This is a genomic window from Paenibacillus sp. FSL F4-0125, assembly GCF_038008565.1.
GTDB lineage: Bacteria > Bacillota > Bacilli > Paenibacillales > Paenibacillaceae > Paenibacillus_AQ.
In genome coordinates this window covers 3923399-3949956 of record NZ_JBBOZJ010000001.1, presented here as the reverse complement: position 1 = coordinate 3949956, position 26558 = coordinate 3923399, and the positions used below count along the sequence as shown (strand labels likewise).

The 26558-nt window shown below is 41.8% G+C and carries 25 protein-coding genes; 21 read left to right on the top strand and 4 right to left on the bottom strand.

Annotated features, from left to right (window positions below):
• Positions 1–146 precede the first annotated feature (146 nt).
• Positions 147–395, top strand: a complete 249-nt coding sequence (locus tag NST74_RS17450) for a hypothetical protein (protein ID WP_341113549.1) — start codon at positions 147–149, stop codon at positions 393–395.
• Positions 396–562: 167 nt separating this feature from the next.
• Positions 563–817, top strand: coding sequence for a cold-shock protein (locus NST74_RS17445; protein ID WP_042128665.1), 255 nt, complete (start codon positions 563–565; stop codon positions 815–817).
• A 155-nt stretch (positions 818–972) separates the two neighbouring features.
• Here the strand turns inward: NST74_RS17445 and NST74_RS17440 are convergent, their stop codons facing one another.
• Complete coding sequence (locus NST74_RS17440; protein WP_341113547.1) at positions 973–1785, bottom strand: class I SAM-dependent methyltransferase; 813 nt, start codon at positions 1783–1785, stop codon at positions 973–975.
• Between the two features lie 348 nt (positions 1786–2133).
• Between NST74_RS17440 and NST74_RS17435 the strand changes: the two genes are divergently transcribed.
• From NST74_RS17435 to NST74_RS17425, 3 genes are all read left to right on the top strand, one after another.
• Positions 2134–2481, top strand: coding sequence for a VOC family protein (locus NST74_RS17435; protein ID WP_341113544.1), 348 nt, complete (start codon positions 2134–2136; stop codon positions 2479–2481).
• 176 nt (positions 2482–2657) lie between these two features.
• Entirely contained in the window at positions 2658–3086 is a 429-nt protein-coding gene (locus NST74_RS17430) for an SRPBCC family protein (protein ID WP_341113541.1), read from the top strand.
• Positions 3087–3205: 119 nt separating this feature from the next.
• Complete coding sequence (locus NST74_RS17425) at positions 3206–3406, top strand: integrase (protein WP_341113540.1); 201 nt, start codon at positions 3206–3208, stop codon at positions 3404–3406.
• A 172-nt stretch (positions 3407–3578) separates the two neighbouring features.
• Here the strand turns inward: NST74_RS17425 and map are convergent, their stop codons facing one another.
• Positions 3579–4325 (bottom strand): type I methionyl aminopeptidase, encoded by a 747-nt coding sequence (map, locus tag NST74_RS17420; protein ID WP_341113537.1) that lies wholly within the window; start codon positions 4323–4325, stop codon positions 3579–3581.
• Between the two features lie 7 nt (positions 4326–4332).
• Positions 4333–5094 (bottom strand): TetR/AcrR family transcriptional regulator, encoded by a 762-nt coding sequence (locus NST74_RS17415; RefSeq protein WP_341113536.1) that lies wholly within the window; start codon positions 5092–5094, stop codon positions 4333–4335.
• Positions 5095–5456: 362 nt separating this feature from the next.
• Here NST74_RS17415 and NST74_RS17410 point away from each other — a divergent pair, with 362 nt between their 5' ends.
• From NST74_RS17410 to NST74_RS17355, 12 genes are all read left to right on the top strand, one after another.
• Positions 5457–6032, top strand: a complete 576-nt coding sequence (locus NST74_RS17410) for a dihydrofolate reductase family protein (protein WP_341113535.1) — start codon at positions 5457–5459, stop codon at positions 6030–6032.
• 802 nt (positions 6033–6834) lie between these two features.
• Positions 6835–7575 (top strand): class I SAM-dependent methyltransferase, encoded by a 741-nt coding sequence (locus NST74_RS17405; protein ID WP_341113534.1) that lies wholly within the window; start codon positions 6835–6837, stop codon positions 7573–7575.
• Positions 7576–8225: 650 nt separating this feature from the next.
• On the top strand, positions 8226–8813 hold the full coding sequence (locus NST74_RS17400; RefSeq protein WP_341113531.1) for a chloramphenicol phosphotransferase CPT family protein: 588 nt from the start codon (positions 8226–8228) through the stop codon (positions 8811–8813).
• Between the two features lie 134 nt (positions 8814–8947).
• A complete protein-coding gene (locus tag NST74_RS17395) occupies positions 8948–9454 on the top strand; it encodes a GNAT family N-acetyltransferase (protein ID WP_341115919.1) in 507 nt (168 codons plus the stop codon).
• Positions 9455–9667: 213 nt separating this feature from the next.
• Positions 9668–10435, top strand: a complete 768-nt coding sequence (locus NST74_RS17390; RefSeq protein WP_341113530.1) for a nucleotidyltransferase domain-containing protein — start codon at positions 9668–9670, stop codon at positions 10433–10435.
• Positions 10436–10728: 293 nt separating this feature from the next.
• A complete protein-coding gene (locus tag NST74_RS17385) occupies positions 10729–11286 on the top strand; it encodes an AAA family ATPase (protein WP_341115918.1) in 558 nt (185 codons plus the stop codon).
• Between the two features lie 187 nt (positions 11287–11473).
• On the top strand, positions 11474–12106 hold the full coding sequence (locus NST74_RS17380; protein WP_341113529.1) for a DUF4515 domain-containing protein: 633 nt from the start codon (positions 11474–11476) through the stop codon (positions 12104–12106).
• Positions 12107–12404: 298 nt separating this feature from the next.
• A complete protein-coding gene (locus NST74_RS17375) occupies positions 12405–14018 on the top strand; it encodes a response regulator (protein ID WP_341113528.1) in 1614 nt (537 codons plus the stop codon).
• A gap of 20 nt (positions 14019–14038) precedes the next feature.
• A complete protein-coding gene (locus NST74_RS17370) occupies positions 14039–15793 on the top strand; it encodes a cache domain-containing sensor histidine kinase (RefSeq protein ID WP_341113526.1) in 1755 nt (584 codons plus the stop codon).
• Between the two features lie 242 nt (positions 15794–16035).
• Positions 16036–17385 (top strand): ABC transporter substrate-binding protein, encoded by a 1350-nt coding sequence (locus NST74_RS17365; protein ID WP_341113524.1) that lies wholly within the window; start codon positions 16036–16038, stop codon positions 17383–17385.
• Between the two features lie 81 nt (positions 17386–17466).
• Positions 17467–18405, top strand: a complete 939-nt coding sequence (locus tag NST74_RS17360; protein WP_341113523.1) for a carbohydrate ABC transporter permease — start codon at positions 17467–17469, stop codon at positions 18403–18405.
• Between the two features lie 7 nt (positions 18406–18412).
• Positions 18413–19243 (top strand): carbohydrate ABC transporter permease, encoded by an 831-nt coding sequence (locus NST74_RS17355; RefSeq protein WP_042132262.1) that lies wholly within the window; start codon positions 18413–18415, stop codon positions 19241–19243.
• Between the two features lie 99 nt (positions 19244–19342).
• Here the strand turns inward: NST74_RS17355 and NST74_RS17350 are convergent, their stop codons facing one another.
• Positions 19343–20257 carry an AraC family transcriptional regulator gene (locus tag NST74_RS17350; RefSeq protein ID WP_341113522.1) on the bottom strand — a complete coding sequence of 305 codons (915 nt, stop codon included), beginning with the start codon at positions 20255–20257 and terminating at the stop codon, positions 19343–19345.
• Between the two features lie 173 nt (positions 20258–20430).
• On the opposite strand from NST74_RS17350, the gene NST74_RS17345 reads away from it, so the two are divergent.
• The 4 genes from NST74_RS17345 (at position 20431) to NST74_RS17330 (ending at position 26550) form a co-directional block, all read left to right on the top strand.
• Positions 20431–22542 carry a glycoside hydrolase family 52 protein gene (locus NST74_RS17345; protein WP_341113520.1) on the top strand — a complete coding sequence of 704 codons (2112 nt, stop codon included), beginning with the start codon at positions 20431–20433 and terminating at the stop codon, positions 22540–22542.
• Positions 22543–22704: 162 nt separating this feature from the next.
• Positions 22705–24486: a methyl-accepting chemotaxis protein gene (locus NST74_RS17340; RefSeq protein WP_341113519.1), complete on the top strand. Its 1782-nt coding sequence runs from the start codon at positions 22705–22707 to the stop codon at positions 24484–24486.
• A gap of 183 nt (positions 24487–24669) precedes the next feature.
• Entirely contained in the window at positions 24670–25524 is an 855-nt protein-coding gene (locus tag NST74_RS17335; protein WP_341113518.1) for an AraC family transcriptional regulator, read from the top strand.
• A 138-nt stretch (positions 25525–25662) separates the two neighbouring features.
• Complete coding sequence (locus tag NST74_RS17330) at positions 25663–26550, top strand: DUF6923 family protein (protein WP_341113517.1); 888 nt, start codon at positions 25663–25665, stop codon at positions 26548–26550.
• Positions 26551–26558: the final 8 nt, after the last annotated feature.

Here is a 26558-nt window from a genome sequence, read left to right as displayed (position 1 = left end):
ACTTACAATTTGTGGCGCTATAGCGTTACATCATCAGAATTAGGTTAAATAATGATATTTTGATACCTGAAAAATTGGAACAATGTGGTAAAATAGAATGATGGGAGATGTACTCAACAAAAAATAGAAGAGGAGACAAATCTTTCATGGGCAATGATTTTTATAGAAAACTAGGTGCAGCCTTTCTAATTTCCGCTGGAGTAATCTATGCGATCGAACGAGTGGGCTCTTTGATAGCTCGCAGCCATGAAATTGCAGCGTTGCATGAAGCAAACATGTTCAATGCCCTACCTAAAACTCATATTACAAGCTTCTTCGATAATATCTTTGTGCCAATCCTTGCGCTCCTCGGCATGATACTTTTCGTATATGGGTTTCCGAAAAAAATCAAATGAGGTAACTCATTCAACACGATGTAGCACACTTTGGATTGTACCGCGAAGCACTATGCTAATGGAGAATGTTAATGAAAAAAGTGGTCACTTCAGAAGTTTTTAATGTTTTTACCGCTGGGGCCCAAAAGCTCAATCATACTTAATAAAGTTATAGAGGAGGTTCTTAGATGGCGGAAAGAAGATGTGGTATTGTCAAATGGTACAAAGAAGATGAAGGTTACGGACGGATAATGTTAGACGGGCAGGAAGGTAACCATGTTTTTGTACACTTTAGCGAAATACTACCAGATCCTATTAGGTCACCGAACGGCTTTCGGTTTCTTAAAGAAGGTCAAAAAGTTGAATTCGACCTATTCGAGTTTCCGAATATAGTTGATTCTCAGCGTAGGACAGCTAAGAATGTGCAAATAATAGAGGAATGAAGGAATAGAGCCGTACTTGATGAATGTATGGACTTTCGGAAATCATAATTAAGCTAACAGGAGAGGATAGTTCAATAAACATGATAAGGCAGCCAATCATTCAACATGATCAGCTGCCTTTGTTCAATTAACGGGCATTTATCTTCAACTACTAATTATAGTTTTCTAGCTTTGATTACAAAAGTTACAGGAAGCATCTTTGCTTTTTTTGCAAAATCGTCGTTATCGTCCCGCGATTGAATGATTTCATCATCAGATTCCTCAATCATTTGCTCAATAACAAATCCCGCTTTTGAAAGGGCATTTACATAGGTTGATAGTTTACGGTCAGATAATGTTAGCGTACTTTCGTCAAGAGTTACCGAATACCAGGATTCATCGAAATAACATTTTTTAAAAACAAGCATATCATTTTCTGCAACCACACATTTATGTATAGGGTGAGACCAACTGAAAATAAATACGCCATCTTTTTTTAGGTAAGAAGCAATCCTGCTAAAAGTACCCTCAAGGTCGGTTGTCCAGCCTATAGCATAAACCGAATAAATAAAGTCAAAATAATCCTCAGGTAGGCCACATTTTTCTTCCATGGGAGAACAGATTAATTTTGCGGAAAGTCCGTGATTTGATAAATATTCTCTTGTTTTTTCGATTTGGTTTTCTGAAATATCCATACCCCATAGTTCAGATGCTTTACGTTCTCCGAGATATTGCAATGATTGACCGCTTCCGCAGCCTACCTCCAACACCTTTTTTCCTGAAACATCGCCAAAAAGCTGGCATTTTTCTTCTGAGACGAATGCTCCATATAAAGGAAGTGCAGTTGCTCCTAAAATATCATTTCCTTTTGTATCCCAAAATAAGCTGTTTGTTTCATGAATAACATTCTTGTCCATTTCGACCGAGATAGCGCTACCAACCTCGCCAGCACCTATAATATTTGGTCTATAAATAGAATTCTTGTTCATGCCGGTATCATCCCCCAATATAAAAATATGAGTCTAATCATATATCCCGACTTGCAAGTTATACCAATAACACATATCGAATACGAACACGCTGTGCTATTGATCTCAAAATAATGTACCATTTTTCTATGAATACATCCACCTAAAATCTTCCAGACAGATTCCAGTTGATCTCGCAGAATCAATGTGCTAACGGAGAACGATAGTGGAATAGCGGCTTCATCGGCAGTCGTTTTTTATTTGTTCAAATTTTGGGCAGGATAGTTGAAAAAGGAACTTAAATTTAAATCTCGAATATCTAATGTAACCGGATAGTTAAAAATTTGAGGATAGACAGGAGTAGATACGATGATACAAGGTTTCGGAGGAATATTTTGGAGAACTAAGAATCTTGAGGCTGTGAAAAAATGGTATAGTGAGGCGTTAAAAATTGACATAGAAAATTGGAACGGGACTGTGATAACACCCCAACTGGGAAATGAGACTATCTTTTCTTTCTTTACAGTGGATGATAATTATTTTCCAACAGAACAACAAGTGATGTTAAATTTCCAAGTGCAGAATATAGACGAGACTATTAAGCATCTTGACCATATTGGTGTACCTCTTGCAAAGAAAAAAGAGATTAGTGAATATGGAAAGTTTATTTGGATTGAAGATCCTGAAGGTCGCCTGGTCGAGCTTTGGGAAAAATAACGAGTTGTAATTCTTTTCTATTGAAGTAAACGGGCGGCATAATTAAACAATCTTCCTTAATAGGTTATTTCAAAAGTGAGCAATTGAAAAGAGATCACTCCAATCGTCCATGGTATAATATTCGTATACAAATAATTACATAAATTAAATCCTTATAAAGAAGGAGAATGTGTAATATGGCAAATATCGAGCACTTACAGACCGTAAATGTTCCAGCTTCAACGGTATACGAAGCATTGACCACTGCAAAAGGACTTTCAGAAATATGGACAACTGAACTAATAGTCAATAACCAGATCGGTTGTATAAATGAGTTCCGATTCGGCGGCAAAGGCTTAACAAAGATGCGAGTTGATGAGCTTGTTACCGATAAAAAGATTTTGTGGCATTGTGTTGATTCAGATCCAGAATGGATAGGTACGACAATTTCTTTTGATATAGAGGAAAAAAACAAGAAGACTTCGATCGTTTTCCGTCAAATGAATTGGGAGGAAGTGACCCCATTTTATCGCGCATGTAATTATAACTGGGCTATTTTTTTGTACAGTCTTAAACAGTATTGCGAAGAAGGCGAGGGTCTTCCGTATCATAAACGGAAGTTTTAGAACCATTAAAGACACGGACTATCATTCGTTCAAGTAACGGAAACTAGTTAAAATTAGATAGTTTAAAACCTTCTATAAGCAGCAAACCAGATTTAATAGCTCTAATAGGAGGTTTTGTTATGATCTTAAGTGAGTTGTGGCGACTGTATGAGACTGATAAACGGATCCAAGGATCTAGTCCGAAAACATTAAAAGTATACGCTCTCCAGCACAAAATGCTGATGAAGGCACTCGGTGACCTGGACATAACCAAGATAACTTTAACCTTGCTTAAGGAGTACTTAGCGAAGCACTCTAATCATTTGAAGCCTAGCAACTAAAGGACAAACTCGCTCGATTAACGATACCTGTGGCTATCGTGGAAGAGAACTGTATCGCGTCTCTGGTCCGGTTATTGTCCGAACATGCTGTCCGCGGAACTGTTTCGGCGTATAGATGGAACGTGATGCGAAAAAAGAAGTCGGCCATTTCGATGGTCGGCTTCTATTTGTTCTATTGCGCGGTCAGGATTTGTGGACCTTCAGCTGTGATGGCAATCGTATGCTCGTATTGGGCGGCGAGCTTGCGGTCCATCGTCCGTGCGGTCCAGCCGTCTGGATCGATTGTCATGTTATAGGTGCCTTCGGTGATCATGGGCTCGATCGTGAACACCATGCCTTCCTTGATGCGGATCCCTTTTCCGGGCTTGCCGACATGCATATAAGTCGGCTCCTCATGCAGGTCCCGGCCGATGCCATGGGCGAGAAGGTCGCGCACGACGCCGAAGCCATGCGCTTCCGCATGCCGCTGAATCGCGTTCGTCACATCGCCGAGTCGATTGCCGGGCTGCGCTTGCTTGATACCGAGGTCAAGGCATTCCTTCGTGACGCGTATCAGCTTCTCGGCCGTCGGCGAGATCTTCCCGACAGCATAGCTCCATGCCGAATCGCCGAGCCAACCGTCAAGCTCCGCGACCGTGTCGATTGTCACGATATCGCCTTCCTCAAGTGGCTTATTGCTAGGGAAGCCATGCGCAATTACATCATTAACGGAGGCACAGGTCGCATATTGATAGCCATTGTATCCCTTAGTGTATGGCTTGGCGCCTTGCTTCAAAATAATGTCCTCGAATATGCGCTCAATCTCGTTAGTCGTGATGCCCGGTTTAATGAGCGGGGCGATCGTGCGATGGCATTCGGCCACCACTTGGCATGCCTTTCGGATGGCCTCGATTTCATGCTTGCTTTTTAAGATGATCATGTTTGTATCAGGTCTCCTTCGTAATTGCTTGCATAGCGAGTTGGGCGATTCGGTCGACGTCGAGGTCGGAATTACCCGCATAGTAGTGCAGCCCACAGCAGCCGACCAGCACGGCAAACATATGGTCGACGCTGTCGTCTTCGCACTGAGCGATCGATTGTAGTGGAACATACAGGCGTTCCATGAATCGTCTCTTGGCGGAGTATCGATCCTTCTCAGGCAGGCCTGCATAATGTTCCGCCGCCATTTTGTAGACGAGATATGCGCGGGCGTCTGACAGCCACAGCTGGAGCAGTGCCTTGCAATACGTTAACAGTTGCCCCTTATCCGGGAGGCCGCCTCTGGTATTCGCCCAATCGGCAAGAACTTGCTCGCACTGCTCGAAGCCGCTGCCCAATACATCTTCTATTAATAAATGCCGGTTAGGGTAATAATGGTATACTGTGCCGTAACCAAGCTCGGCCTCGCGGGCGACTTCGCGAATATCAAAGCTGCCACCTGTGCGAAAGTAGGCGCGAGCGGCGACGTCCAGGATATGTTCTCTTCGCTGCATACGAATAAGCTCATTTTGTTCTTTAGTACGGGGGCACATCGATGCGTGAACCTCCTTGTATAGACCTGCAAATTTGTCGATATAAAGATAATAACGCTTGGGGTGTAGAAATGCAAAAGGTTTGTAGGTGTTCGATGAGACAAAAGTACTGAAAAATAAAGGATCAAACCGTAATAATAAAGTTGTAAACTGGGCGCTGGCGTAAAATATATTCATAATTCGAACCAGTAAGGAATTATAAACTGAAAAAAACACAAACTGAAAATTGCAACTTTTTTAGAAAGAGTTTGATAATAGAAAATCTGCTTCCCTTTGTTGTTCAACTAACTTCCGAAGAATGGAGTAAGGAATTTATAAGCATTTAGACTAATAAATTAAGCATTGGGCGTATAGTAGTTAGTTACGCTAACGGAGAACGTTAGTGGAATATCGGTTGTTTCGGCAGCCGTTTTTTATTTGATCAAATAACGGGCAGGTTTTGGGATTAGCAATCCATAAGAGACAACCCAAGTTGAATTCTGTTAAAATGTAGTTAATGTAAAATGTAGATATCTCTCATGAAAAAAGGAGAACTGAAAATGAGAAAACTCGTTCTTTTTCTGCACACATCGCTTGACGGTTTTGTAGAAGGGCCGAATGGTGAAATGGACATTGGCTGGGTTTCCTACGATGCTGATTTGGAGAAACATGCGAAAGAAATTCTGAGTACTGCCGACACTGTCATTTGGGGACGAGGGACTTATCAAATGATGCACAGTTACTGGCCATCTGTGCCTTCGGACCCATCAGCTTCGCAGCATGAACGGAATCATGCCGAGTGGATCGAAAAGACAGCTAAAATCGTTTTTTCCACGACGCTGGAGAATGTCGAATGGAATAATTCCAGACTCGTAAAAGAAGATGTCGAGGAAGAGATTAATAACCTCAAACAGCAGCCAGGCAAGGATATGGTCATCCTCGGCAGTCCTAGGTTCGCACACTACCTTATGCAGCTTAATTTAATTGATGAGTATAAAATTACGGTTTCTCCCGTCTTGCTCGGTAAGGGATTGCCGCTATTCCAAGGTCTTAAGGAGAAGATCAATCTTAAGCTAATCGAAAACAAGACCTTTGATTCTGGAGCCATTGGTCTCGTTTACCAGACGGTAAGATGAACTTGTCACTTAAGGTGATTAAACTAACGGGAACGATAGCTTAATAACGACACAAAGGCAGCCGGCCAATGGATCGGCTGCCTTTGTTCATCTATGGGCAGGTTATCGGAATGGGACCGCAGTCGAAATAAAGGACAAAATTGTTCGATTAACGACACCCGTGGCTATCCTGGAGGAGAACTGTATTGCGGCATCTGGCCCGGTTATTGACCCAACACGCTGTCCGCGAATCAGTTTTGGTTTGAAGATGGGAATGAGATATCATTTACTCGATCACCTGTATCGAATAAAGAAAGATGCTATGCCGAATATGAAAAAAAGACGGTCATTTTGTTGGTCGGCCTCTAATTTTTCTATTGCTCAGTCAGGATTTGTGGACTTTCAACCGTGATGGTGATCGTATGCTTGGTGTGAACACCATGCCTTCCTTGTTGGGGATGCCATTTCCGGGCTGCGTCTGCGAGATAGAGAAGTCAATCAGCTTCTCGGCCGTCAGCGAGATCTTCCCGACAGTATAGCACCAGTCCGAATCGACGCGCCAGTTGTCGAGCTCCGCGTGGCAGGATAAAGTAGTGATTATCAACTTAAAGAGTAGTTATGTAAGGTTCGATAAAAATTGATTATAACTATGAATTACCAAATGGTAAATCGAAAAAATAGTAAAATAATACTGTTAAGTACGAGGATTTTCGATAGGATTTTTATTTAGATTATCCTTTCTGCGTTTATATAAGCACATGTTTTGTTTTTGAAAATTATTTTTTCTCCAATGTAACATTGAAATGAAATGGGGGCAGTGGCGTTGATTGAACATAGCAATCTTGAAGAATATTTGGATCCGGTAAATTATGATCTTGAATTTGACGGTGAAATGGACAAATATCAGTTCTATCTTGAGCTTGCAAGATCGAGTCCTGGCGAAGTGTTAGAACTTGCTTGTGGAACAGGCTTAACAACGATACCCCTGTCGAAAGCCGGCGTAAAGATGACTGGTGTAGATATCTCTTCGGCGATGCTCGCATATGCGCGGCTGAAGGCGGAAGGGTTGACTGTTACTTTTATGGAAGGCGATGCCCGTACCCTCGAATTGGACAAGCGATATTCGATGATCCATTTGACTGGAAATGCATTTCAGGCATTCTTAAGTGATCAAGATCAAAACGATTTGCTTACTACCGTTCACAAACATTTACAACTCCATGGAATCTTTGTATTCGAGACCCGTAATCCAGAGGGAACGGATTTATCCGATCAAGAGGAGACAGAATGGGGATCCTTTATTGATAAGGATGGGAAAAACGTCAAGGTATCAGGTACACAATGTTACGATGCTAGCCAGCATATCATGCATTGGGTCACGATGCGTGATTGGGGGGATATACGAACGACTTCCCGAATTGCTTGTCGGTTTACAGATCAGGCTACACTGCAATCTTTATTAACCCGTCACGGCTTTCGCGTCGAACATCAATATGCTGACTGGGATAAAACGCCGTTCTCTCCGTCATCTTCATCTATCATTAGCGTTTGTAGGAAATGTTAGGAGAGACGTAATGCATTGCAATAAGAAATCCCCTCAAGTCGAGGGGATTTTTGGTGATCCTAAGCAGATTCCCCCATAAAGTCCGCCTTTATTCAACTAGACGGCAAGATAGCGTAATAGCCTGCCTGAAAATATTGTATAATTTGTAATACTAAAGCGAGGTAATAGAATTTGAGGAATATTGTTGAGGACTTACAGTCTACTGCCAAATATACTTCCTTATTTTCATGTTGTTTCAAATATCCCTCCTCTCCTAACAGATTAGACGAAGTAGAAGCATGTAATGGAGGTGCGAAACAAAATATTAACAAAAAATCAGGTATTTAACCTGATTTATATAATTGAATTTATATTTCAGATAAACAAAAAGTTGGAGCCCATCCCTCTTTGCTTGTAGCAATTGATTTACAGAAAATCCAATTAGGAAATTGGGTATCTTCTTTTCCATACAAAACCTCTTGTTCTTTTCTTAAGATTATTGGGTCAGGATAACTTGATGTATGACCTTTAATTACAGTGAATCGTTGCAGCTAACGGGAAGGATAGTTCAATCGTTTCTCGAATGTTATAAAAGTTGGATAATTTTATGAACTTTGTGAATGTAACGTTATCTGAAAGATATGTAAATCTTATAGGTGAGGGTGATTCGTTTGAAGCAAGGAATTATTGTGTTGATGAACGGAACTTCAAGTTCAGGAAAGACTAGTATTTCTACTGAACTGATGAATCAGAAAGAGATTCTTTTTCATCATTTATCAATAGATGATTTTGTTAAGGATTTCTTTAAAAATAAATTCTCAGATATTGAACCTGCGAGAGAAGTCGATGAGCAAGTTATCGCACAGATAATGTTTGATCCCTTAATCTCTATGTACTTTTCGACAATTAAATTGTACTCAGAAATGGGTTTGAATGTAATAGTAGATACCGTAATCGAAAATGACAAGTGGTTTAATGAGTGTCTTGATATATTTTTCGATCAGCCTACATTATTTGTAGGTGTATTATGCTCGAAAGAAGAACTCATAAGAAGAGAGCAAACAAGAGGAGATAGAGTAATTGGACTTGCGGCTTCACAGTTCAGCAATGTATATTGCATTGATGAATATGACCTGGAAGTAAATACTGAAGAGATGAATCCAATAGAATGTGCCGAAGAGATATTAAGTTATATTAAGTCCAATAAGGAATACTCGGTATTTAAGAAATTAAGTAAAAGAACGGTTAGCGTTTCCTAGAAGACGTATTCATCAGATAACACCAGATTCCAGCATAACAGGCAGTTTAACATGCGACTAAGCTTCTATAATAATTTATGATATTCTATTGAAACAGGATGAAGCGAGAGATGCAAGAAAGGCAGGCACATGTCATGAGGCTTATGTTTCCACACGTGAATACAGCGGAAGAAACCGCTGAAGTTGCTCGATTGGCGGCAGAAATATGGCGCGAATATTATGTTTCCATTATTACAATCGAGCAGATTGAATACATGATTGGCAAGTTCCAATCGGTATCAGCGATTAAGGATCAGATCCTTCAACAGGGCTACGAATATTACTTGATCCATAACGATAGCTCCGCAGTCGGATATATTTCAGCTAGACAAGAAGAAGGGAAGCTCTTCCTGAGCAAGTTTTATATTGGCAAGGAGTACAGAGGACGCAGCTATGCCAGCCAAGCGTTGGCATTCTTGGAGAAGTTGTGCAAAGACCGAAACCTAAGCCATATTTGGCTGACGGTCAATCGTTATAATGAAGCCAGTATTGCGGTATATGAGAAAAAAGGCTTCCGAACCGTGCGGGAACAAATTGCGGATATCGGGAATGGATTTGTCATGGATGATTTTATTATGGAAAAAGAAATCCCAGTTCCATAAGCGAATAGAGACGATTCTCGAATACAACAATATATTATTTGGATCCAAGGATCCGAAACGAAATGAAAGTAACTCATTAGTCAGGAACTCGTTCTACTAACGGGCAGGATAGTTGAATGATTTCGCGAATAACTTAAGTCAAGTCATGACGAATTTACGAAGTTGGCAAAAAGACGTCAGCCGAAAGAAGTTCTTCGTTTAGGAGGAGTCTATATGATATTAGAAAAAGTTATAAATAGAATTGTAATACAAAGTGAATATAAGGATTTTGTTGATAAGTACATAGATAATATACTTACCGAATTTAAAGGTAAGATTCATAGCATTTATATGTGTGGCTCGATTCCAAAAGGAACTGCTAAACCTTTTAAGTCAGATGCAGACTTTACTATTGTATGTGTAAATCCCAAAGATATTGATTACGAAAGATTGTCAAATATTAAAGATAGGCTTTTGGAAGAATATCCAGTAGTAACTAAGATAGATACGATAATTTGCTCGATTGACGATGTATTAAGTAAACCAAATGAGTGGGGGTTTTGGGTAAAGATAATTTGTGTTTGCATATATGGTCATGACGTTGGTGAACAAGTACCACCGATAATTATTTCTCCAAAGTTCATTTTAGACTTAAATACAGAGACCAAGGAGGAAGTAGATCATATACATAGTTTACTTTCTAATGCTAGTGATAACACAATGAAAACTAGATATATTAAAGGTTACTCTAAGAGATTAATTCGTGCATTATACTCTTTGGTTTTAGAAGATACAGGTGTATGGCAAGATGACATTATTAAGATGAAGAATGCCATTTTAAACTATTGTGAGATTGACTCCGCTTTAGTTGATTATCTGTATGCTTGTTACTTGGATAGTAATGTACTTGTTGAAGAGTTTCTGGGAATTGCAGATGAAGTATATAGTTATTTTGAGAACGCCATAAATGCAATGGCTGCTTCCAGAACTTCCTTCGGATAACACCATATTGACGCTCCGGGTCACTCTGAGAAGCGAGTGACCACATCCAGCCCCCTAAGCCCGTCGGGACGTCACTGCGTTAGGTGTTCGGCAAGCCTCACAACTATAAGCAGAGACTCTAATTAAAACATAAGACTATTGAGCTAATGGGAAACGATAGTTCAATAAATACAGAGAGGCAGCCGTCCAGATCGATCGGCTGCTTTATCTTTAAGCTAAAGGGCAGGTTAGTGCAATATAACTTGATCAATTGTGGTACTATGATTAAAATAACTTCCAAAAGTGGTGAAATCATGAAATTTGTTTTGATATTTGGTCCGCAGGCAGTAGGTAAAATGACAGTGGGGCATGAACTGGAAATGATTTCTGATTTGAAATTGTTCCATAACCATATGACGATAGAATTGCTGGCTCCTTATTTTGGCTTCAGTAGTGAAATGTGGGGATTATCGGATAAATTCCGTCAGGATATATTTGAAGCAACCGCCGCCAGTAAATTGTATGGAATGATATTCACATATGTATGGGGATTCGATTTGCAGAGCGATTGGGATTATGTCGATAAAATTTGTGGAATATTTGAGGCTCAAGGTGCGGATGTCTATTTTGTTGAACTTGAAGCCGATCTTGAGGAGAGAATAGAGCGTAACAAGACTCCCCATAGACTTGAACATAAACCGACAAAGAGAGATATCACATTCTCTGAACAGGATCTAAAACAGACAATGGAGCAACATCGATTGAACTCGTTAGAGGGAGAAATTAAAAAAGAAAACTATTTGAGAATAAACAATACGAAAATCAACGCTCGTGAAGTTGCTGAAATCATAAAAAATAGATTCGCTTTATAACGATTCTTGTTTAACTAACGGGACACGTTAGTAGAATAGCGGTTGCTTCGGCAGCTGCTTTTTTTTGTTCAACTAACGGGCAGTTTAGCGTGGTAGTTTCTTTCGAAAGTTCCGGCTACTTTCCGAGCTTTTGTTCAGTGATCTTTGATATAATTTATTTCAAATAATTGTAAGATCGGGGTGTTAAGTGAGCCATATAAGAGGAGTAATTCTAGAGGGTTTTTCACATGCTGGAAAAACGTCTGTTTTAAAAGCGCTGAAGCAAGTTCATGCACAAAATGAATCATCTGAGCGCAGTATCATTGTTCTAAGTGAACATTATTCTCAAGTGTTAAACAATGTTCAAGGAGATTTTCAACGTTTAAATCGTGATGAACACCTTCAGTTGCTGAAGGAACGGGTAAACATGTTACGACAATTAAACGAATGGGCAGCTTATCTGGGTCCAGATGCATCACAGGCATCAAGAGGTATTTTTTTTATATTGGAAAGATTTCATTTGAATCATAGAGTAGCATTTCCCACCGAGCTTTCACATGAAATCGAATCGCTTGAAAATGAATTGTTTAACCTCGGTGCAAAGTGTGTTTTACTAACCGTATCTTCTGGCAACGTAGAGCAAAGAATCCAAAGTCGAACACCCCACGAATGGACGAACAAAACAGTAGAAGAAATCAGAAATTCAGCTGATGATTTTATCCAAACCCAAACGGAATTACGTAAACAATCTAGTTTATCTATCCTGCCGACCATAGAAATAAATACTGATAAAAAAGAATGGATTACATATGCAAACAAAGTGTTGGATTTATTAAGCTAACGGGATACGAGAGCTCAATAAACCAGCGGCAGTCTAGGGCTTTATTTTTAAGTCCAAAACTGCCGCTGGTTTTTATATTCGGGCAGTCTAACACTTTATTTTCTACAGACACTAAAAAGAATAAGTTACGACCGTCACCGTATAATATTTCTTTAAATCAGATTCTTAAATAACTGCACTTTCTCCTTAAGAAAGTTCATTCTCATGGTGATGCACTAAAGATTGTTTGTCTGTTATCATTAGAATAAGTTTATTGTACTGCTGTGAGATGATTTTTCTAGGGTAGGAGGACTGCAGAATGAAGACAATTCGGGTACTGCTCGCCGATGATGAACCGGTGATATTACGCGGCTTAAAAAAACTGATTTCATGGGAGAATCTTGGAACTACTATAGTTGGAGAAGCCAACGACGGTCTTGAACTGAAGCAACAGATCGAAGAACATAATCCTGACTTGATTATTAGTGATATAAGTATGCCTGGCTATACAGGAATCGATATTATCCGCGAGATTCATGAAGCTGGCAGGTCGGTAAAGGTTATTTTTATAAGCGCTTATCAGGAGTTTACATACGCTCAGCAGGCATTGCAATATGGTGCACTGGATTACTTGGTGAAACCAGTGAACAAGAACCAGCTGGAGCAGGTGGTAACTAAAGCTGTTTCTCTTATTCGTCAAGAGACGGAAGGTGAACGTAACAAAGAAAAGCTGAACCATTATGAATTGAGGAACCACAGATTAACCATCGAAGAATTGCTCGACAAGCTGACGGACGGGAACAAGGGAACAGCGGATACCCTGCAAGATATGGGGATTATTGCGCTCAGCCGCTACGTTAGTATTTGTATTGTAGAGACGGATGAATCCTCAGGGCAGCCATCCAGATGGGAGGAACGCGAACGTAAGCTGATTGATTTTGCGCTCTCCAACATTATTAAAGAAACCGTAGAGCAAAGAGAAAACAGTTATATGTTTCGTAAAGGTGAACGTTTTTGTATTCTACTCCAGCATGAACATGCGGAGGAACCGGAAAGACTTGCTGTGGATCTGCACGGGAAGATTAATAGCTTTCTCAAATTGAAGGTCTCCATCGGCGTGGGCAACATCGTAGACGGAATGGATGAAGCTGATATTTCATATCGCAACGCTTTGAAAGCGCTACACTGTAAATATTTCGTAGGTCTAAATCAAGTCATTCCTTATAAAAAGAATGAGTGTGAAAAGGAATCGTTAATCGTAACGCCTTTGCAAGAAATACAATCTGCTCTAATCATTGCCTTGAAGTCTCAGAACAGAGAGCAAATAGCACATGAGAGCGCGCGCCTGCTTCAGAAGATTCGAGTCATGGCTGACGGGAATAGAAATCAAGCAGTGTCTACTGTTTATAATACGATCCTCCAACTTGAACAGGAGCTTATGCAATTTGGTGTGGAGGCAGATCCTTTCGTACCGGATACTTGTCCTATTCTGGAACGAATGGCGAGTCATTCTACCTTCCAAGAGGTGGTGGAGGATTTCCAAATGCTTCTAACCAAAATGTCTGAGCAAATCAGCAGCCGTATGGGTAACAAGGAACTGAAGCTACTGTCTCAGGTGAAGACTTATATTGATGAGCATTATCCGGAAAATATTACGCTGGAGTCTATAGCGGGGATGATGTTTATGAACTCCTATTATTTCAGTAGCTTCTTCAAAAAGCATACCGGACAGAACTTTAAGAATTATGTAACTGAGGTCCGAATGAATCACGCCCTCCGTCTGTTGCTGCAAAGCGATATGATGGTTTATGAGATTGCTGACAGCGTAGGATATAACAATGCACGGCATTTTAGCGACATGTTTAAGAAAAAATATGGGAAACTGCCACAAGAGTATAAGCAATCCTTCAAAAGCCTATCGTCAGATGGATAGCAAAGGAGATGCCTTCATTCATGTTTATCTGGGGCCGAAGATCCAAAAGCCTATTTGTTAAGTTCTCCGCTTCATTTTTACTAGTCGGCCTGATTCCGTTATTTGCGCTTAGCTATATCTCTGTTCAGACTTTCTCTGGGTATGTCGAGCGTTATACTACAAGGAACTTGCAGCAAATGGTGTTATATATGAGTTATAACTTGAATTCGGCGTTTAATCAGTACAATGAGATATCCAAACTGATGTATACAGGGCGTTATGAAGGCTTTATCGAGAGCTATTCACAGAACCAAACCTATAACGTAAATGAGCTAGAACAAATCAATACGATCCCTATAGAATCTTTTCTAAAAACGGTTCTGTACAGCGACTCTTTCATTACTAGTGTTTATTTTCACAGGGAGTCAGACGATAAGCTTTATTATCAGGAAAAAGAGAACAAAGGGATTAACTTCGATCTGCTGCCCTATAAAGAATGGTTGACGGTAATGGCTCCGAACCCATCACATGTGGCTATTTTTCCGACTCACTCCGAGGAATATTTCATAGGATCAAAACGTAACGTGTTCACGATTGGCCGTACATTGATTGATATTTCTGGGCGTGTTGCTAAGGAGCCAAAAGTCGTAGGGACCCTGTTCATGGACGTAGATGCATCACTATTCAACCAGTTTTTTAGGGAGCTGAATCTCGGCGAACAAGATGATCTGTTTCTTCAAGATGGTGAGGGGAAAATATATTTCGCGAATGAGAGCGCAGCAGCGAACGGTGAGGGTCTACATGCTCGGAAAGAAGAGGAAATGATTGTTCTTAGCGAAGATATTCCTTTTCTTAACGGTAAGGTGACTGCAAGAATTCATCGCGCGAATTTATTCGATCAGCTTTTTTCAGCCCGTACGACCGTGTTTATTGCGATGTTTATTTGTGCGATGGTAATGATCCTTATGGGAGTCTGGTTTTCTAGACGATTGGCTGCCCCGATTCGAAACTTAATTAAGCAAATGGCTATCGTAGAATCCGGTAATCTAGATACTCAGATGGTAGTGAGCAGCAATGATGAAATGGGTAGACTTAGCCATGGCTTTAACCGAATGGTCGAGCGTTTACAGGCCTATATCGATGAAGCTTATGTGGCCCAGATCAAGCAGAAGCAAACGGAGCTGAATGCTTTGAAGAGTCAGATTCGTCCGCATTATTTATACAACACCCTGGAAGTTATTCGAATGAATGCAGTGGATAAAGATAATGACGAGGTTGCTGATATGATTCTATCGCTCTCCAACCAGTTGAAATATGTGATTGATTATGGGGAGGATAAAGTAAGCATCCGAGAGGAATTGGATCATCTGCAGGATTATTTCTATATCATTTCTGTACGGTATGAGAATAAGTTTGAGCTTGTCGCGGACGTCTCGCCGGAAGTGAATTTGAATGGGTACATTCTGAAATTGTCTCTTCAGCCGATTGTTGAAAATGCTATTCAGCATGGACTACGTAGTCAAGGAAGAGGTACAGTCGGGTTAACCATCGAGAAGCGAGAGGATAAGTTGCTAGTTACGATCTATGATGATGGAATCGGAATGAGCAAGGAAAAGGTTCAGCAGCTATCTGAAAATCTAGAAGAAGCTAGTTCGCCAAGCAAAAATGTCGGCTTAAAAAATGTTCATGAGCGGATTCGTACAGTGTATGGTAAAGAGTACGGACTGTCCATCAGCAGTCGGGAGCATATTGGGACATCGATTCTGTTGTCGTTTCCAATTGTCGAGAAGTTATAGACGCAGATGGTGAAGGAATATAAAAGGGATAAGTGATGAGCGGAAGACTGAGGTCTTTCGTTCTTTTTTTGGAATATTACTTGAACACATCTTAAATTCACCGCATATCGCGCTTAAAAAAGTTCATTCAACCCATCAATAATGAATGCTATTCTAATACCAACGGAAACGCTTTCGAGAGATGATGCGCACATCTTGCTTCAGTTTCCACAGTGAAACACAAAAGGGGAGGCTACTAACTGATGTATACAAAAACAATGATGAAATTATCCGTATTGCTGCTTGCCACAACGACAGCTTTGACTGCTTGCGGCGGCAATAATAACAGTGCCAGCAATAATGCAGGCAATACACCGGCATCCGAAGCACCTGCAAATGCACCGCAGGAGACGAAGAAGGAGGTTGCCTTTACGATAGGTTACGCATCCGGTGATCCGGCTACCAAAAAAGCTATCGCAGATACGGTCAAAAAGTTTACAGAAGCAAATCCTAACGTTACCATCAAAGATTTGAGTGAAACCTCCTCGGCAGCTTATCTTGACTGGCTCAAAACCAAGGATGCAGTGGGAGAATTCCCGGATTTGGTGGAAATGCGTGATACAGAAGTCTTTGCTGATGCAGGTAAAATTGTAGAGCTGCCTTCCGATCTACTAGATTTGTTCGAAGCCCCACCTCAAGTGGATGGCAAAGTGTGGAATGCACCACTGCAGGTCAACGCACCACAAGGAATTATTTACAGCAAAAAAGCATATGCGGATGCAGGGATTACCGAGCTTCCTAAAACCTATGACGAATTCATAGCCATCCAAGAGAAGTTAAAAACTTCGGGTATTACTCCGATTGTAGTAGGCGGAAAAGATATTTTCCATATGGGCTTCTGGGTGAATAAATTCCTGATCGATGATGTCTACTCGAAAGATCCGGATTGGAACTCCAAGCGTACAGCAAAAACAGTCAGCTTCACAGATGCTAATGTTGTTCAAGGCATTACTGATTTCAAAGAGCTATTCAAGAATTATGTAGATAAGGGCTGGCTGAGTACGGGCGACAATCAAACTGCTTCAATTCTTGTTTCCGGGAAAGCAGCACAATTGTACTCCGGTACGTGGATGTTTACACAAATTGCAGAAGCAGACCCGAATTTTGAATTTGGATTCTATGGTCTTCCTGACCGTGAAGGGAAAACCAATGTGATTGGTCTTCCATCTCCAGCAGGCTGGTCCTTATCCACTGAAGCCGTTAAAGACGCAGACAAAACAGAAGCCATCAAAGATTTTATCCGTTTCTTCTTCGCCCCAGAACAATATTCGAATTATTTAGCGACGATAAATGCAATTCCTTCTACTAAAGAAAAAGTAGCATATGATACTAGCGAACAAATGCAAGTGGCATTGGATCTTATTGCTGACACGAATGTAGTAAAATCCTTAGCGATCAACAACTGGTGGGGTGATAACTTGATTCCTCCACAGTTCCGTAACTGGTATTACAAATTGCTGCAGGATCTTGTTGTGAAAGATGGAGACGTAACTAAATATATGCAAGATGCTGATAAAGAATATGACAACCAAGTGAAGGCTAATCAGATGTAAGAGCAGCGCCTGTTAGAGCGACCTCTGCTGCTGCAGAGGTTCTCTTTTTAACAAGCCTGTCTCAGGGGAGGGAGAGCAGCTATGGCTACATCCGCAGTTAATACTGACAAGTCACTGATAGCCACTGTGCAGCAGAAAAAGAAAAAGAAGAAATGGCAGTCTTATGCTCTGCTGTTTATACTGCCATCATTTATTCTATATACCTTGTTCGTTATCGTCCCTACGGTAGGGAGTGTTTATTTAAGCTTTACTTCATGGGATGGCATCAGCGATGACGTGAGATATATCGGCTTTGCTAACTTTGTGGAAATATGGAATAGTCCTAGGGTGCATAATGCGTTGAAAAATACGATGATCCTGACCATTTCACTTGTTGTACTAGAGAATATTGCTGCTATTGCAATGGCTATGATGGTTGATAAGGTACGCTGGTTCCGGAATTTATTCAGAAGTGTATTTTATTTCCCTACACTGCTTAGTGGGATTGTAATGGGTTTTGTGTGGGCGATGATCTTGAATTACAACTTTGGTGTATTCAATCAGATCCTAGAGTCTGTCGGACTTGGAAGCTGGATTGTGGACTGGCTGGGCAATCCTAAATATGCGATGCTGTCGATTATATTGTCTACTGTTTGGAAAGGTGCGGGCTATTATATGATCATTTATCTCGCTGGATTGCAGGGGATTCCGCAGGAATTGAATGAAGCAGCCAGCATTGATGGAGCAGGGGGGTGGCAGCAGTTCCGGCATATCACCTTCCCGCTGCTTGCAGGGGCGATGACAGTGTGTATGGTGCTTTCTATGATCAGTGCTCTGAAGATTTTTGATCAAATTGCGGTTATGACCGATGGCGGCCCGGGCTTTGAGACGGAGACTTTAACGTATATCATTTATAAAGTTGGGTTTGGTGAATTAAGACAAGGCTTTGGTACTGCGCTGGCGATGGTTCTGTTCTTAATCATACTGATCATTACAGTCTTCCAAGTGAAGGTGCTCCAGAAGCGGGAGGTGCAGCTCTAAAATGACGATGCAGACACGCAGAAGAGTTGGGCAAATCGCACTTTTTATAGTTACATTATTAGTGGCTATTCTATTTTTCTTTCCTATTTTCTTTAATTTGATGTCAGCATTCAAGAGCAATGCAGAGATCATGAAGGATGCCATTGCTTTTCCGAAAACCCTTTATTTGGAGAGTTTTAAGTACCTGTTAACTGAAACTGAGTTTCCAAGGGCAATTCTGAACAGTCTGATTCTAACAGCAGTATCCATCGCTGCGCAGGTCTTGATTATTCCGATGGCAGGGTATGCGATTGAGCGTAGAAATGTTAGATGGACCCGCTTCATGTTCGTATACTTTTTGGCCGGAATGATGATTCCTTTTCAAGCGTACATGATTCCTTTGTTCAAGGAACTTAGAATGCTAGGGTTGTACGGTAGCCTTGCGGGACCTATTCTTATTTATGTAGCCGGTGCGGTAGGTTTCGGATGTCTGCTGTATACCAGTTTTGTCAAAGGAATCCCTAGAGAAATTGAAGAGGCGGCAGAGATTGATGGCTGCTCGCGTTACGGGATATTCTGGCGAATAGTTTTTCCTTTATTAGGGCCTGTTACGGCAAGTATGGTTGTTCTAAATGGGCTAGGAATCTGGAATGATTTCTTGATGCCGATGCTGGTATTACCCTCTGGACAGGCTAAGACTATGGTTGTTGAAATTTACCGTTATATCGGAGAATTCTCTTCACGTTGGGATATGATTTTTGCGGGAACAGCGATGTCGGTTGTACCTGTGTTGATTGTGTTTATCGCCTTGCAGAAGTATTTTGTTAAGGGGATTGCATCAGGTGCGACGAAAGGTTAAGGGCGTGTGAAGGTAGAAATGAAATTCGTTTAAAAAGGATATATCCTGTAACCAACTGGTGGGTTGCGGGATACATCCTTTTTTGTTTCTGTAAAGATCTTAATGCGTGCTCGGATTTTCTGTTAAACGGCGGTATCCCATGGGTGGAAGACCTGTCCAACGTTTGAATTGCTTACTGAAATGGGAAACATCCCGGTACCCCAGTCGGTGGGCGATAGATTCGACAGACAGACTATTATCCATCAGCAGCAGTTTGGCGTGTCGAATGATTAAGCGGGATAAATATTGCCTTGGTGACATCCCATAGATTTGGTGAAAAGCACGATTGCAATGCGTTGTACTGTATCCAAGCTTTGCCGCAATATTCTCAATACCGCCACCTCTTTCGCCTGTGCTGTCAGCGGTGGAGACGGATTCTTGCAATAGTCCTTCAATAGCGTTAGCTAGGGCAACTGTATTTTCTGTAGCTTCTGTATCTGCTGGGAGAGGCATTTCCGAAAGCACCCAACCGCTGAGCGCGGTCAGAAGCTGCAGTGAAGCATGGAGTGTGATCAAGCGATTTCTATGTGTGTCTTTAGACTCGGATAAGATGGAAGAGTTAATAATTACATCTAGAGCGGAACGGATGGCCAGCAGTTCGGGGGTGTTCCCGCTGAGACTAACAGCATCTGCTGTTAGTAAGGCACGCCGCAAAATCAGATCATCGATATCAAAATGCAAGCAGTAATAAGTCATGTCACAGTCAGCATTTGAGCCCATACTACTATGCTCAACACCGGGACGAATGAATAAAATATCGCCGCTTTGTTGGACAAAACACTTATTGCCGACCGTCATCTGCTGCTCACCTTGAAGGACAATATTAATCTCAAACATCGGATGAGTGTGTACAGGATATTGCCAATCCGAATTTACTTTTCTCCAATGCGCGGCAAAGATATGGAAGGCTGCTTGAATGTCTGGTGACATCTGTCCGTCAATTGAATTATGGAAGGCGGGATCATTCGAAATCATTTCAATCCTCTTTTACAATATAATTTGGCTTAATTATATCATAGGTTGTTAGCGATGTTTGATTTGCCCAAATAATAGAAGGCTTTAACCCTGTTGCACTTCTAGAAATATCGATAACATGGAAATATAGCCCGGAGGTATCCGGGATCATGTTGGAGGGAGTGCATTTATTTATGTCACATAATAAATTTTTTAATGCTCATCATTCACCGATCGGTGCATTTGCGAGTTTTACTTTAGGATTTAAAGGAGCTAGTGGTGGTTTCGATTTGGAGATGGCCAAACCTCCTAGACAGAATATATTCATAGGATTAGAACGCACGGATGGGAAAGGGTATGACACACTACCATTTCATGAGATAGGCGGAGATGACGAGAGCAAACGCTATGACATCGAGAATCCAGACCCTAATCCAGATAAGGAGAATATTCTGTTCCCTTTTCAAGAAAATGAGATTTCTCGAGATTTCCGAGTAGCCACTGACAGCTGGAGTGCGGGGGATCTGACCTTCCGAATTCTCTCGCCAGTTCGATCAGTACCGGATCCTGAAACTGCGTCTGTGGAAGAAATGAAGGAAGTGTTGCTGCCGGCAGTACTGGTTGAGCTCGAAGTGGATAACACCTCATCAGCTACCTCACGTCGCGCGTTCTTTGGTTTTCAGGGAACAGATGTTTATAGCGGAATGAGAAGACTGGATGATGTATCATCTGAAATTACAGGCGTTGGACAAGGAAGATTTATTGCGATTGCTGCCGAGAAAGGAACTACAAAGTCCGCACTTCATTTCACGATGGAGGATATTCTAAGTGAGGAGCTACAGGAGAATTGGACCTTTGGACTGGGGCGCGTGGGTGCTTTGATCATGGATGTTCCAGCCGGAGTAAAAGAAACGTACCGGTTTGCAATTTGTTTTCACCGTTCGGGTTATGTTACCTCTGGTATGGATGCTACCTATTACTATAATCGCTATTTCAACAATGTTGAGGCAGTGGCCGAATATGCATTAGCTAAATTCGACGTTCTTAAACAAGAAGCGGAGAAAGCTAACGAGATGTTTAATCATGCAAATCTATCCGAAGATCAAACCTTTATGCTAGCGCATGCAATTCGTAGTTATTATGGTTCCACGCAACTGCTGGATTATAAGAATAAGCCATTTTGGATCGTCAACGAAGGCGAATACCGGATGATGAATACCTTTGATCTTACCGTCGATCAGTTATTCTACGAGCTGCGTCTGAATCCTTGGACTGTACGTAATGAGCTGGATATGTTCGTGGAAAGATTCAGCTATGAAGATACGGTGCGTTTCCCTGGGGATGATACAGTGTATCCGGGCGGAATCAGCTTCACGCATGATATGGGTGTGGCCAACGTAATTTCACGTCCGGGCTATTCCGCTTATGAGTTATATGGCATTGATGGTTGCTTCTCACATATGACACATGAACAATTGGTAAACTGGGTGCTGAGTGCGGCAACTTATCTGGAGCATACTGGCGACCGGAGCTGGATGGAACGAAATCTGACTATCCTGGAGAAGTGTCTGGATAGTATGTTAAATCGGGATCATCCAGATCCTGAACAAAGAAATGGCGTTATGGGGCTTGATAGTTCTCGTACGATGGGTGGCGCAGAGATTACTACGTATGACAGTCTGGATGTCTCCTTAGGTCAGGCTCGCAATAATATTTATTTAGCAGGAAAATGCTGGGCGGCTTACTTGGCCATGGAGAAAATATTTGCAGCGTATGGGCGTGCGGAGTTGTCCACAACAGCAGGGATTCAAGCAGAGAAATGCGCTGCAACGATGGTGGAAAGTGTTACAGCAGACGGATATATTCCGGCTGTCATAGGAGAGGGGAATGACTCCAAAATCATTCCGGCTATAGAAGGCCTTGTATTCCCTTACTATACGGGTTGTAAGGAAGCGCTTGATCGCAATGGACGGTTCGCCGCATATATCGGTGCGCTTGATAATCACTTACAGGCGGTGTTGAAGCCGGGCGTTTGCTTATTTGAGGATGGTGGTTGGAAAATCTCCTCCACTAGCAACAACAGCTGGCTTAGCAAAATCTATCTCTCGCAGTTCATCGCCCGCAACATTTTGGGGCTGAAATGGGATGAACGCGGAGCGGCAGCGGATCGCGCTCACGTGGCTTGGCTTACCCATCCAGAGTTATCGATCTTCAGCTGGAGTGATCAGATTATTTCCGGTGAAATTACGGGCAGTAAATATTATCCACGTGGAGTAACGGCGATTTTGTGGCTGGATGAGAAATAAGGAAGACAGTTTTATATAGAAATGAAAAGCAAACGGACCTTCGATGCAGGGGCCGTTTGCTTTTTTATGTAAAAACACGAATATCTTTTTTTGATTTATATTCCCAAAACTAGTACTATAGTATTAATTTGTAATTTATATTATTGGGATATGGAGGAACAGATGCTAAAATCTGCGGAAAAAGGGTTGCGACTGACGATTCGGAAGAAACTGCTGTTGATGTCACTGACCTTACTAATTCTTCCTATCGGAATATTAGGAGTGGTTGCCTATCAGATCTCTATGAAAGAAACGAATCAGCTTATTGAGAGTAAACTGAGTTCCAGTGTAAATCTAGCAGTTGCTATGATTGAGAATTTGGAAAGCTCGGTTCAAGCAGGGATGTTGTCAGAACTGGAAGCACAGGAGCAGGCAAGAACTTTACTACTTGGATCCAAAAATGAAGATGGGACACGCCCGATTAATCCAGCCATCGATTTGGGACCTAATGGTTACTTTTTCATCTTAGATCAGAAAGGAGAATTACTTGCTCATCCCAGACTAGAGGGAGATAATATTTGGGACAAACAAACCTCTAACGGCTTCTTTTACATACAAGATTTGATTAAAGCTGCACAGAACGGCGGCGGGGCTACATACTACAAATGGCCCTTACCTAAGCCGGACGATTCGTCCAAGCATGAGGTTGGCGAAGCGCTGAAAATATCATATGCCAAGCTCTCACCCTCTTGGGGTTGGGTGGTTGCGGCAGGTTCTTATATGCAAGACTATAACACCGGACAACAGAACATACTCAAGGGAATTATCATCACATTAATCCTATGTCTAGTTCTTGGGATAGCGGTCATTCTTATCTTTGCGCAACATATTTCTAAGCCAATTGTCCGCATAGCCCGTGAAGCTGAACGAATCGCTCAAGGGGATCTAAGTGGTAAAGCATTGACTGTGCGCAATCGGGATGAGATCGGACAACTGGGAACCAGCTTCAATCAGTTATCAGGAAATATTCGGCAATTAGTCGGGAATCTAACCGTAAGTTCGGAGTTATTAGCTTCTTCCTCCAAACAGTTGTCTTTGACGTTAGGTGAAACCCATGCAGCACTTGTTCAGACTTCATCCTCAATGACTGAAGTGGCGAATAATAGTGAGAAACAAGCTATTTCAACACAAGAGACTTCTCAGTCGATGGAGGAGATGGTAAAAGAGATTCATCGAGTAGCTGAAGCTTCTACCCATGCCTATCAGCTGTCCATGCAAACACTGGAAGAGGCGGATAGAGGAAACAACCTAATCATTAACTCTTCCGCACAAATGAACGCTGTAAGTAACACTGTTGATGATTTAGGGAGCACTGTTACTAGTCTAAATGAGCAGTCTCAACAAATCGGTACTATCGTTAGCACCATTAAAGGAATATCTGAGCAAACGAACTTATTAGCGCTTAATGCGGCAATTGAAGCTGCCCGATCAGGGGAACAAGGCAGAGGATTTGCAGTGGTAGCTAGTGAAGTCCGTAAGCTGGCGGGACAAACAAGTGAAGCAGCCGAGCGGGTTTCAGTCATGGTAGAAGAAATTATTGCGAGTATTGGCCATGCCCATCATTCGATGAGTAAGGGGCAAAATGAAGTCGCAGCAGGGGTTCAAGCGATTGATGATTCGGGTAAAGCATTTGAACGCATTTTGCAGGCCACCCGGACCATCGTTGATCAGGTGGAACAATCCTCGACCGCTGCACAACTGATGTACACTGGTTCTGAACAAATATCTGCTTCGGTGATGGAGGTCGAACAGGTTTCATTGCACTCAGCTTCAGCTGCACAGACTGTATCTGCTGCCGTCGAAGAGCAGCTTGCATCTATGGAGGAAATTGCCGCATCTGCTCGCAAGCTGCAAGAGGGTTCGAATGAGATGCGTGTTTTAGTAAATCAGTTTAAATTGGAATAGATATTCATACATAACGTTGCAGTAACAGAATATGCAAATTACTAAAGAGGGGACCCCCCTCTTTTTTTGCTGTTTTGACGTACACCTTCTGACTCTACTTGGAAGTTAATATAGCTTTTACAGTTCATTGACGCGGAGCGTATACAGGCTTGCTATATTGAAGGGGAAAAAAGGGGGATGAATATGAAAGAAATGGAAGAATTGTCCTTTAGAGCTTCCCAGCCTGTTCTTGCAAGCGATGCTTTTGGTTGGGATAAGCTTCAAGTTTCGCAATGGTATAGCCCGCAGCAAGCCTTCACCCCATCCTCGGAGTCTAAATATTTAATAGGAATTCACTGCACAGCCTACTACGAAAATTATTACACCATTCATATTACCCCTTGTAATGAGAGCCTTCTGTGCCCATGGGGCAGAACCTCGCTCTATTTTTTGAAAATTGAAATTACGCCATCAGTCCTCGAAGAGATTGCCCGTGAATCTGGTTATCTGAAGGAAGGCCATATTCAGTTGGACCGCAAATTTCATGTCAAGGATTCTAAGCTATTGCAATTAGGGCTTTGGATGCTGGAGGAATTACAGAATGGCGGTGCCAAAGGAAAAATATATAGCGACTCTTTATCCAACATGTTAATTATTCACTTGTTACAACACTATTCTTCAGTGATTCCCCAGCATTCAAACAGTAAAACGCCAGCCAATCAAGAAATATTTCAGGTCATTCAATTTATGCGTGAGCGTTTAGAAGATGAGATTCAACTGACTGATCTCGCTGGCATGGCTAATATGAGCCAGTCGCATTTTATTCGGATTTTTAAACAACAGACAGGATATACACCCCATAATTATTTAATTCGCCTGAGAATCGAACGTTCTAAATTTCTTATTCGTTCCGGAAAAATTGGTTTGAAGGAAATTGCATCTCAGGTTGGTTTTGCCGATCAAGGTCATTTTACTAGATTGTTCAAGCGGGAAACCGGCCTAACCCCAAAGCTGTATGCGAATCAAAGCTCCTCCAAACCTAATCATATGATTTATTGATTTTATTCTTGCAAATGAGAGTTTTGTTCAAGGAAAGAAGTGTTTTGTTCAATTAGAGGACTGGAGCCAGCTCCTATAATAAGGTTGAAGTAAGGCGCACAAATGCCGAACTACAACCTTATTAGGAGGAGAGAAAACATGAGATTAAAGAGATTATTCAGTCTGATTTGCGCGGGGGTACTTACGACCAGTTCTTTATCTTTAGTAGCATCTGCCACACCTGTCGGGCCGGATACCCTAGTAAGCACCGAGGTAGAATTCAGTGCAGAGTCAACTTCAGCTTCAGCGATCACTGCTGGATGGCATGAAGTATCCAAGCAAACCTTCTGGTTACTTGATGCCCTGGAACGGGGACAAGGGGTGGCTACAGATGGGTATTCATGGATCTTTAATTCCTCGTATGGGCTCTTACGGACTGGACTTGATGGGAAATCCGTAAAAGCACGAAATGAATTGGCTATTCCACAGGAGATTGCTTCCCAAGGTGGAGACCATATCGGTGATATTTCCTACTATAACGGTAAAATATACGCTCCTATTGAAGACGGCAAAAACTATCAGCATCCTTACATCGCTCTCTATGATGTGAACACTTTGAAATATACGGGTACATCCTATGCTTTGCCGCTAAATCTGCATATTGGCGGTGTGCCTTGGGTAGCTGTTGATGCCGCTCGTGGTCAGGTCTACACAGCTCAGTGGAGTAATGCAAGCGTCTTGAATGTACTAAGTCTTGACGATATGCATGTGATCACAACCGTTCCACTTTCCCAAAGTATTGATCGAATTCAAGGTGCCGAAGTGTACAACGGTGTTCTGTATGCCTCTACGGATAATGCAACCCAAACGGTTTATCAGATTGATCCTGAGACTGGAAACGTATCTGTTGCCTTTGATCGCAATCTGCCTAGTGGTACTGAAGCCCAAGGAATTGCTGTATTGCCTACCGCTGATGGTGCACAGCTCCATATTCTTGATGTAGGCTCGAATCGCATTAGTGTGAACTTTCGCCATTATGCATTTTAATTTAAATC

What these genes read in the sequence shown, in the direction of transcription:
- NST74_RS17450 (WP_341113549.1), top strand. Translation starts at nt 147, where the DNA reads ATGGGCAATGATTTTTATAGAAAACTAGGTGCAGCCTTTCTAATTTCC.
- NST74_RS17445 (WP_042128665.1), top strand. Translation starts at nt 563, where the DNA reads ATGGCGGAAAGAAGATGTGGTATTGTCAAATGGTACAAAGAAGATGAA.
- NST74_RS17440 (WP_341113547.1), bottom strand. Translation starts at nt 1,785, where the DNA reads ATGAACAAGAATTCTATTTATAGACCAAATATTATAGGTGCTGGCGAG.
- NST74_RS17435 (WP_341113544.1), top strand. Translation starts at nt 2,134, where the DNA reads ATGATACAAGGTTTCGGAGGAATATTTTGGAGAACTAAGAATCTTGAG.
- NST74_RS17430 (WP_341113541.1), top strand. Translation starts at nt 2,658, where the DNA reads ATGGCAAATATCGAGCACTTACAGACCGTAAATGTTCCAGCTTCAACG.
- NST74_RS17425 (WP_341113540.1), top strand. Translation starts at nt 3,206, where the DNA reads ATGATCTTAAGTGAGTTGTGGCGACTGTATGAGACTGATAAACGGATC.
- map (WP_341113537.1), bottom strand. Translation starts at nt 4,325, where the DNA reads ATGATCATCTTAAAAAGCAAGCATGAAATCGAGGCCATCCGAAAGGCA.
- NST74_RS17415 (WP_341113536.1), bottom strand. Translation starts at nt 5,094, where the DNA reads ATGAATATATTTTACGCCAGCGCCCAGTTTACAACTTTATTATTACGG.
- NST74_RS17410 (WP_341113535.1), top strand. Translation starts at nt 5,457, where the DNA reads ATGAGAAAACTCGTTCTTTTTCTGCACACATCGCTTGACGGTTTTGTA.
- NST74_RS17395 (WP_341115919.1), top strand. Translation starts at nt 8,948, where the DNA reads ATGAGGCTTATGTTTCCACACGTGAATACAGCGGAAGAAACCGCTGAA.
- NST74_RS17390 (WP_341113530.1), top strand. Translation starts at nt 9,668, where the DNA reads ATGATATTAGAAAAAGTTATAAATAGAATTGTAATACAAAGTGAATAT.
- NST74_RS17385 (WP_341115918.1), top strand. Translation starts at nt 10,729, where the DNA reads ATGAAATTTGTTTTGATATTTGGTCCGCAGGCAGTAGGTAAAATGACA.
- NST74_RS17375 (WP_341113528.1), top strand. Translation starts at nt 12,405, where the DNA reads ATGAAGACAATTCGGGTACTGCTCGCCGATGATGAACCGGTGATATTA.
- NST74_RS17370 (WP_341113526.1), top strand. Translation starts at nt 14,039, where the DNA reads ATGTTTATCTGGGGCCGAAGATCCAAAAGCCTATTTGTTAAGTTCTCC.
- NST74_RS17365 (WP_341113524.1), top strand. Translation starts at nt 16,036, where the DNA reads ATGTATACAAAAACAATGATGAAATTATCCGTATTGCTGCTTGCCACA.
- NST74_RS17360 (WP_341113523.1), top strand. Translation starts at nt 17,467, where the DNA reads ATGGCTACATCCGCAGTTAATACTGACAAGTCACTGATAGCCACTGTG.
- NST74_RS17355 (WP_042132262.1), top strand. Translation starts at nt 18,413, where the DNA reads ATGCAGACACGCAGAAGAGTTGGGCAAATCGCACTTTTTATAGTTACA.
- NST74_RS17350 (WP_341113522.1), bottom strand. Translation starts at nt 20,257, where the DNA reads ATGATTTCGAATGATCCCGCCTTCCATAATTCAATTGACGGACAGATG.
- NST74_RS17345 (WP_341113520.1), top strand. Translation starts at nt 20,431, where the DNA reads ATGTCACATAATAAATTTTTTAATGCTCATCATTCACCGATCGGTGCA.
- NST74_RS17340 (WP_341113519.1), top strand. Translation starts at nt 22,705, where the DNA reads ATGCTAAAATCTGCGGAAAAAGGGTTGCGACTGACGATTCGGAAGAAA.
- NST74_RS17335 (WP_341113518.1), top strand. Translation starts at nt 24,670, where the DNA reads ATGAAAGAAATGGAAGAATTGTCCTTTAGAGCTTCCCAGCCTGTTCTT.
- NST74_RS17330 (WP_341113517.1), top strand. Translation starts at nt 25,663, where the DNA reads ATGAGATTAAAGAGATTATTCAGTCTGATTTGCGCGGGGGTACTTACG.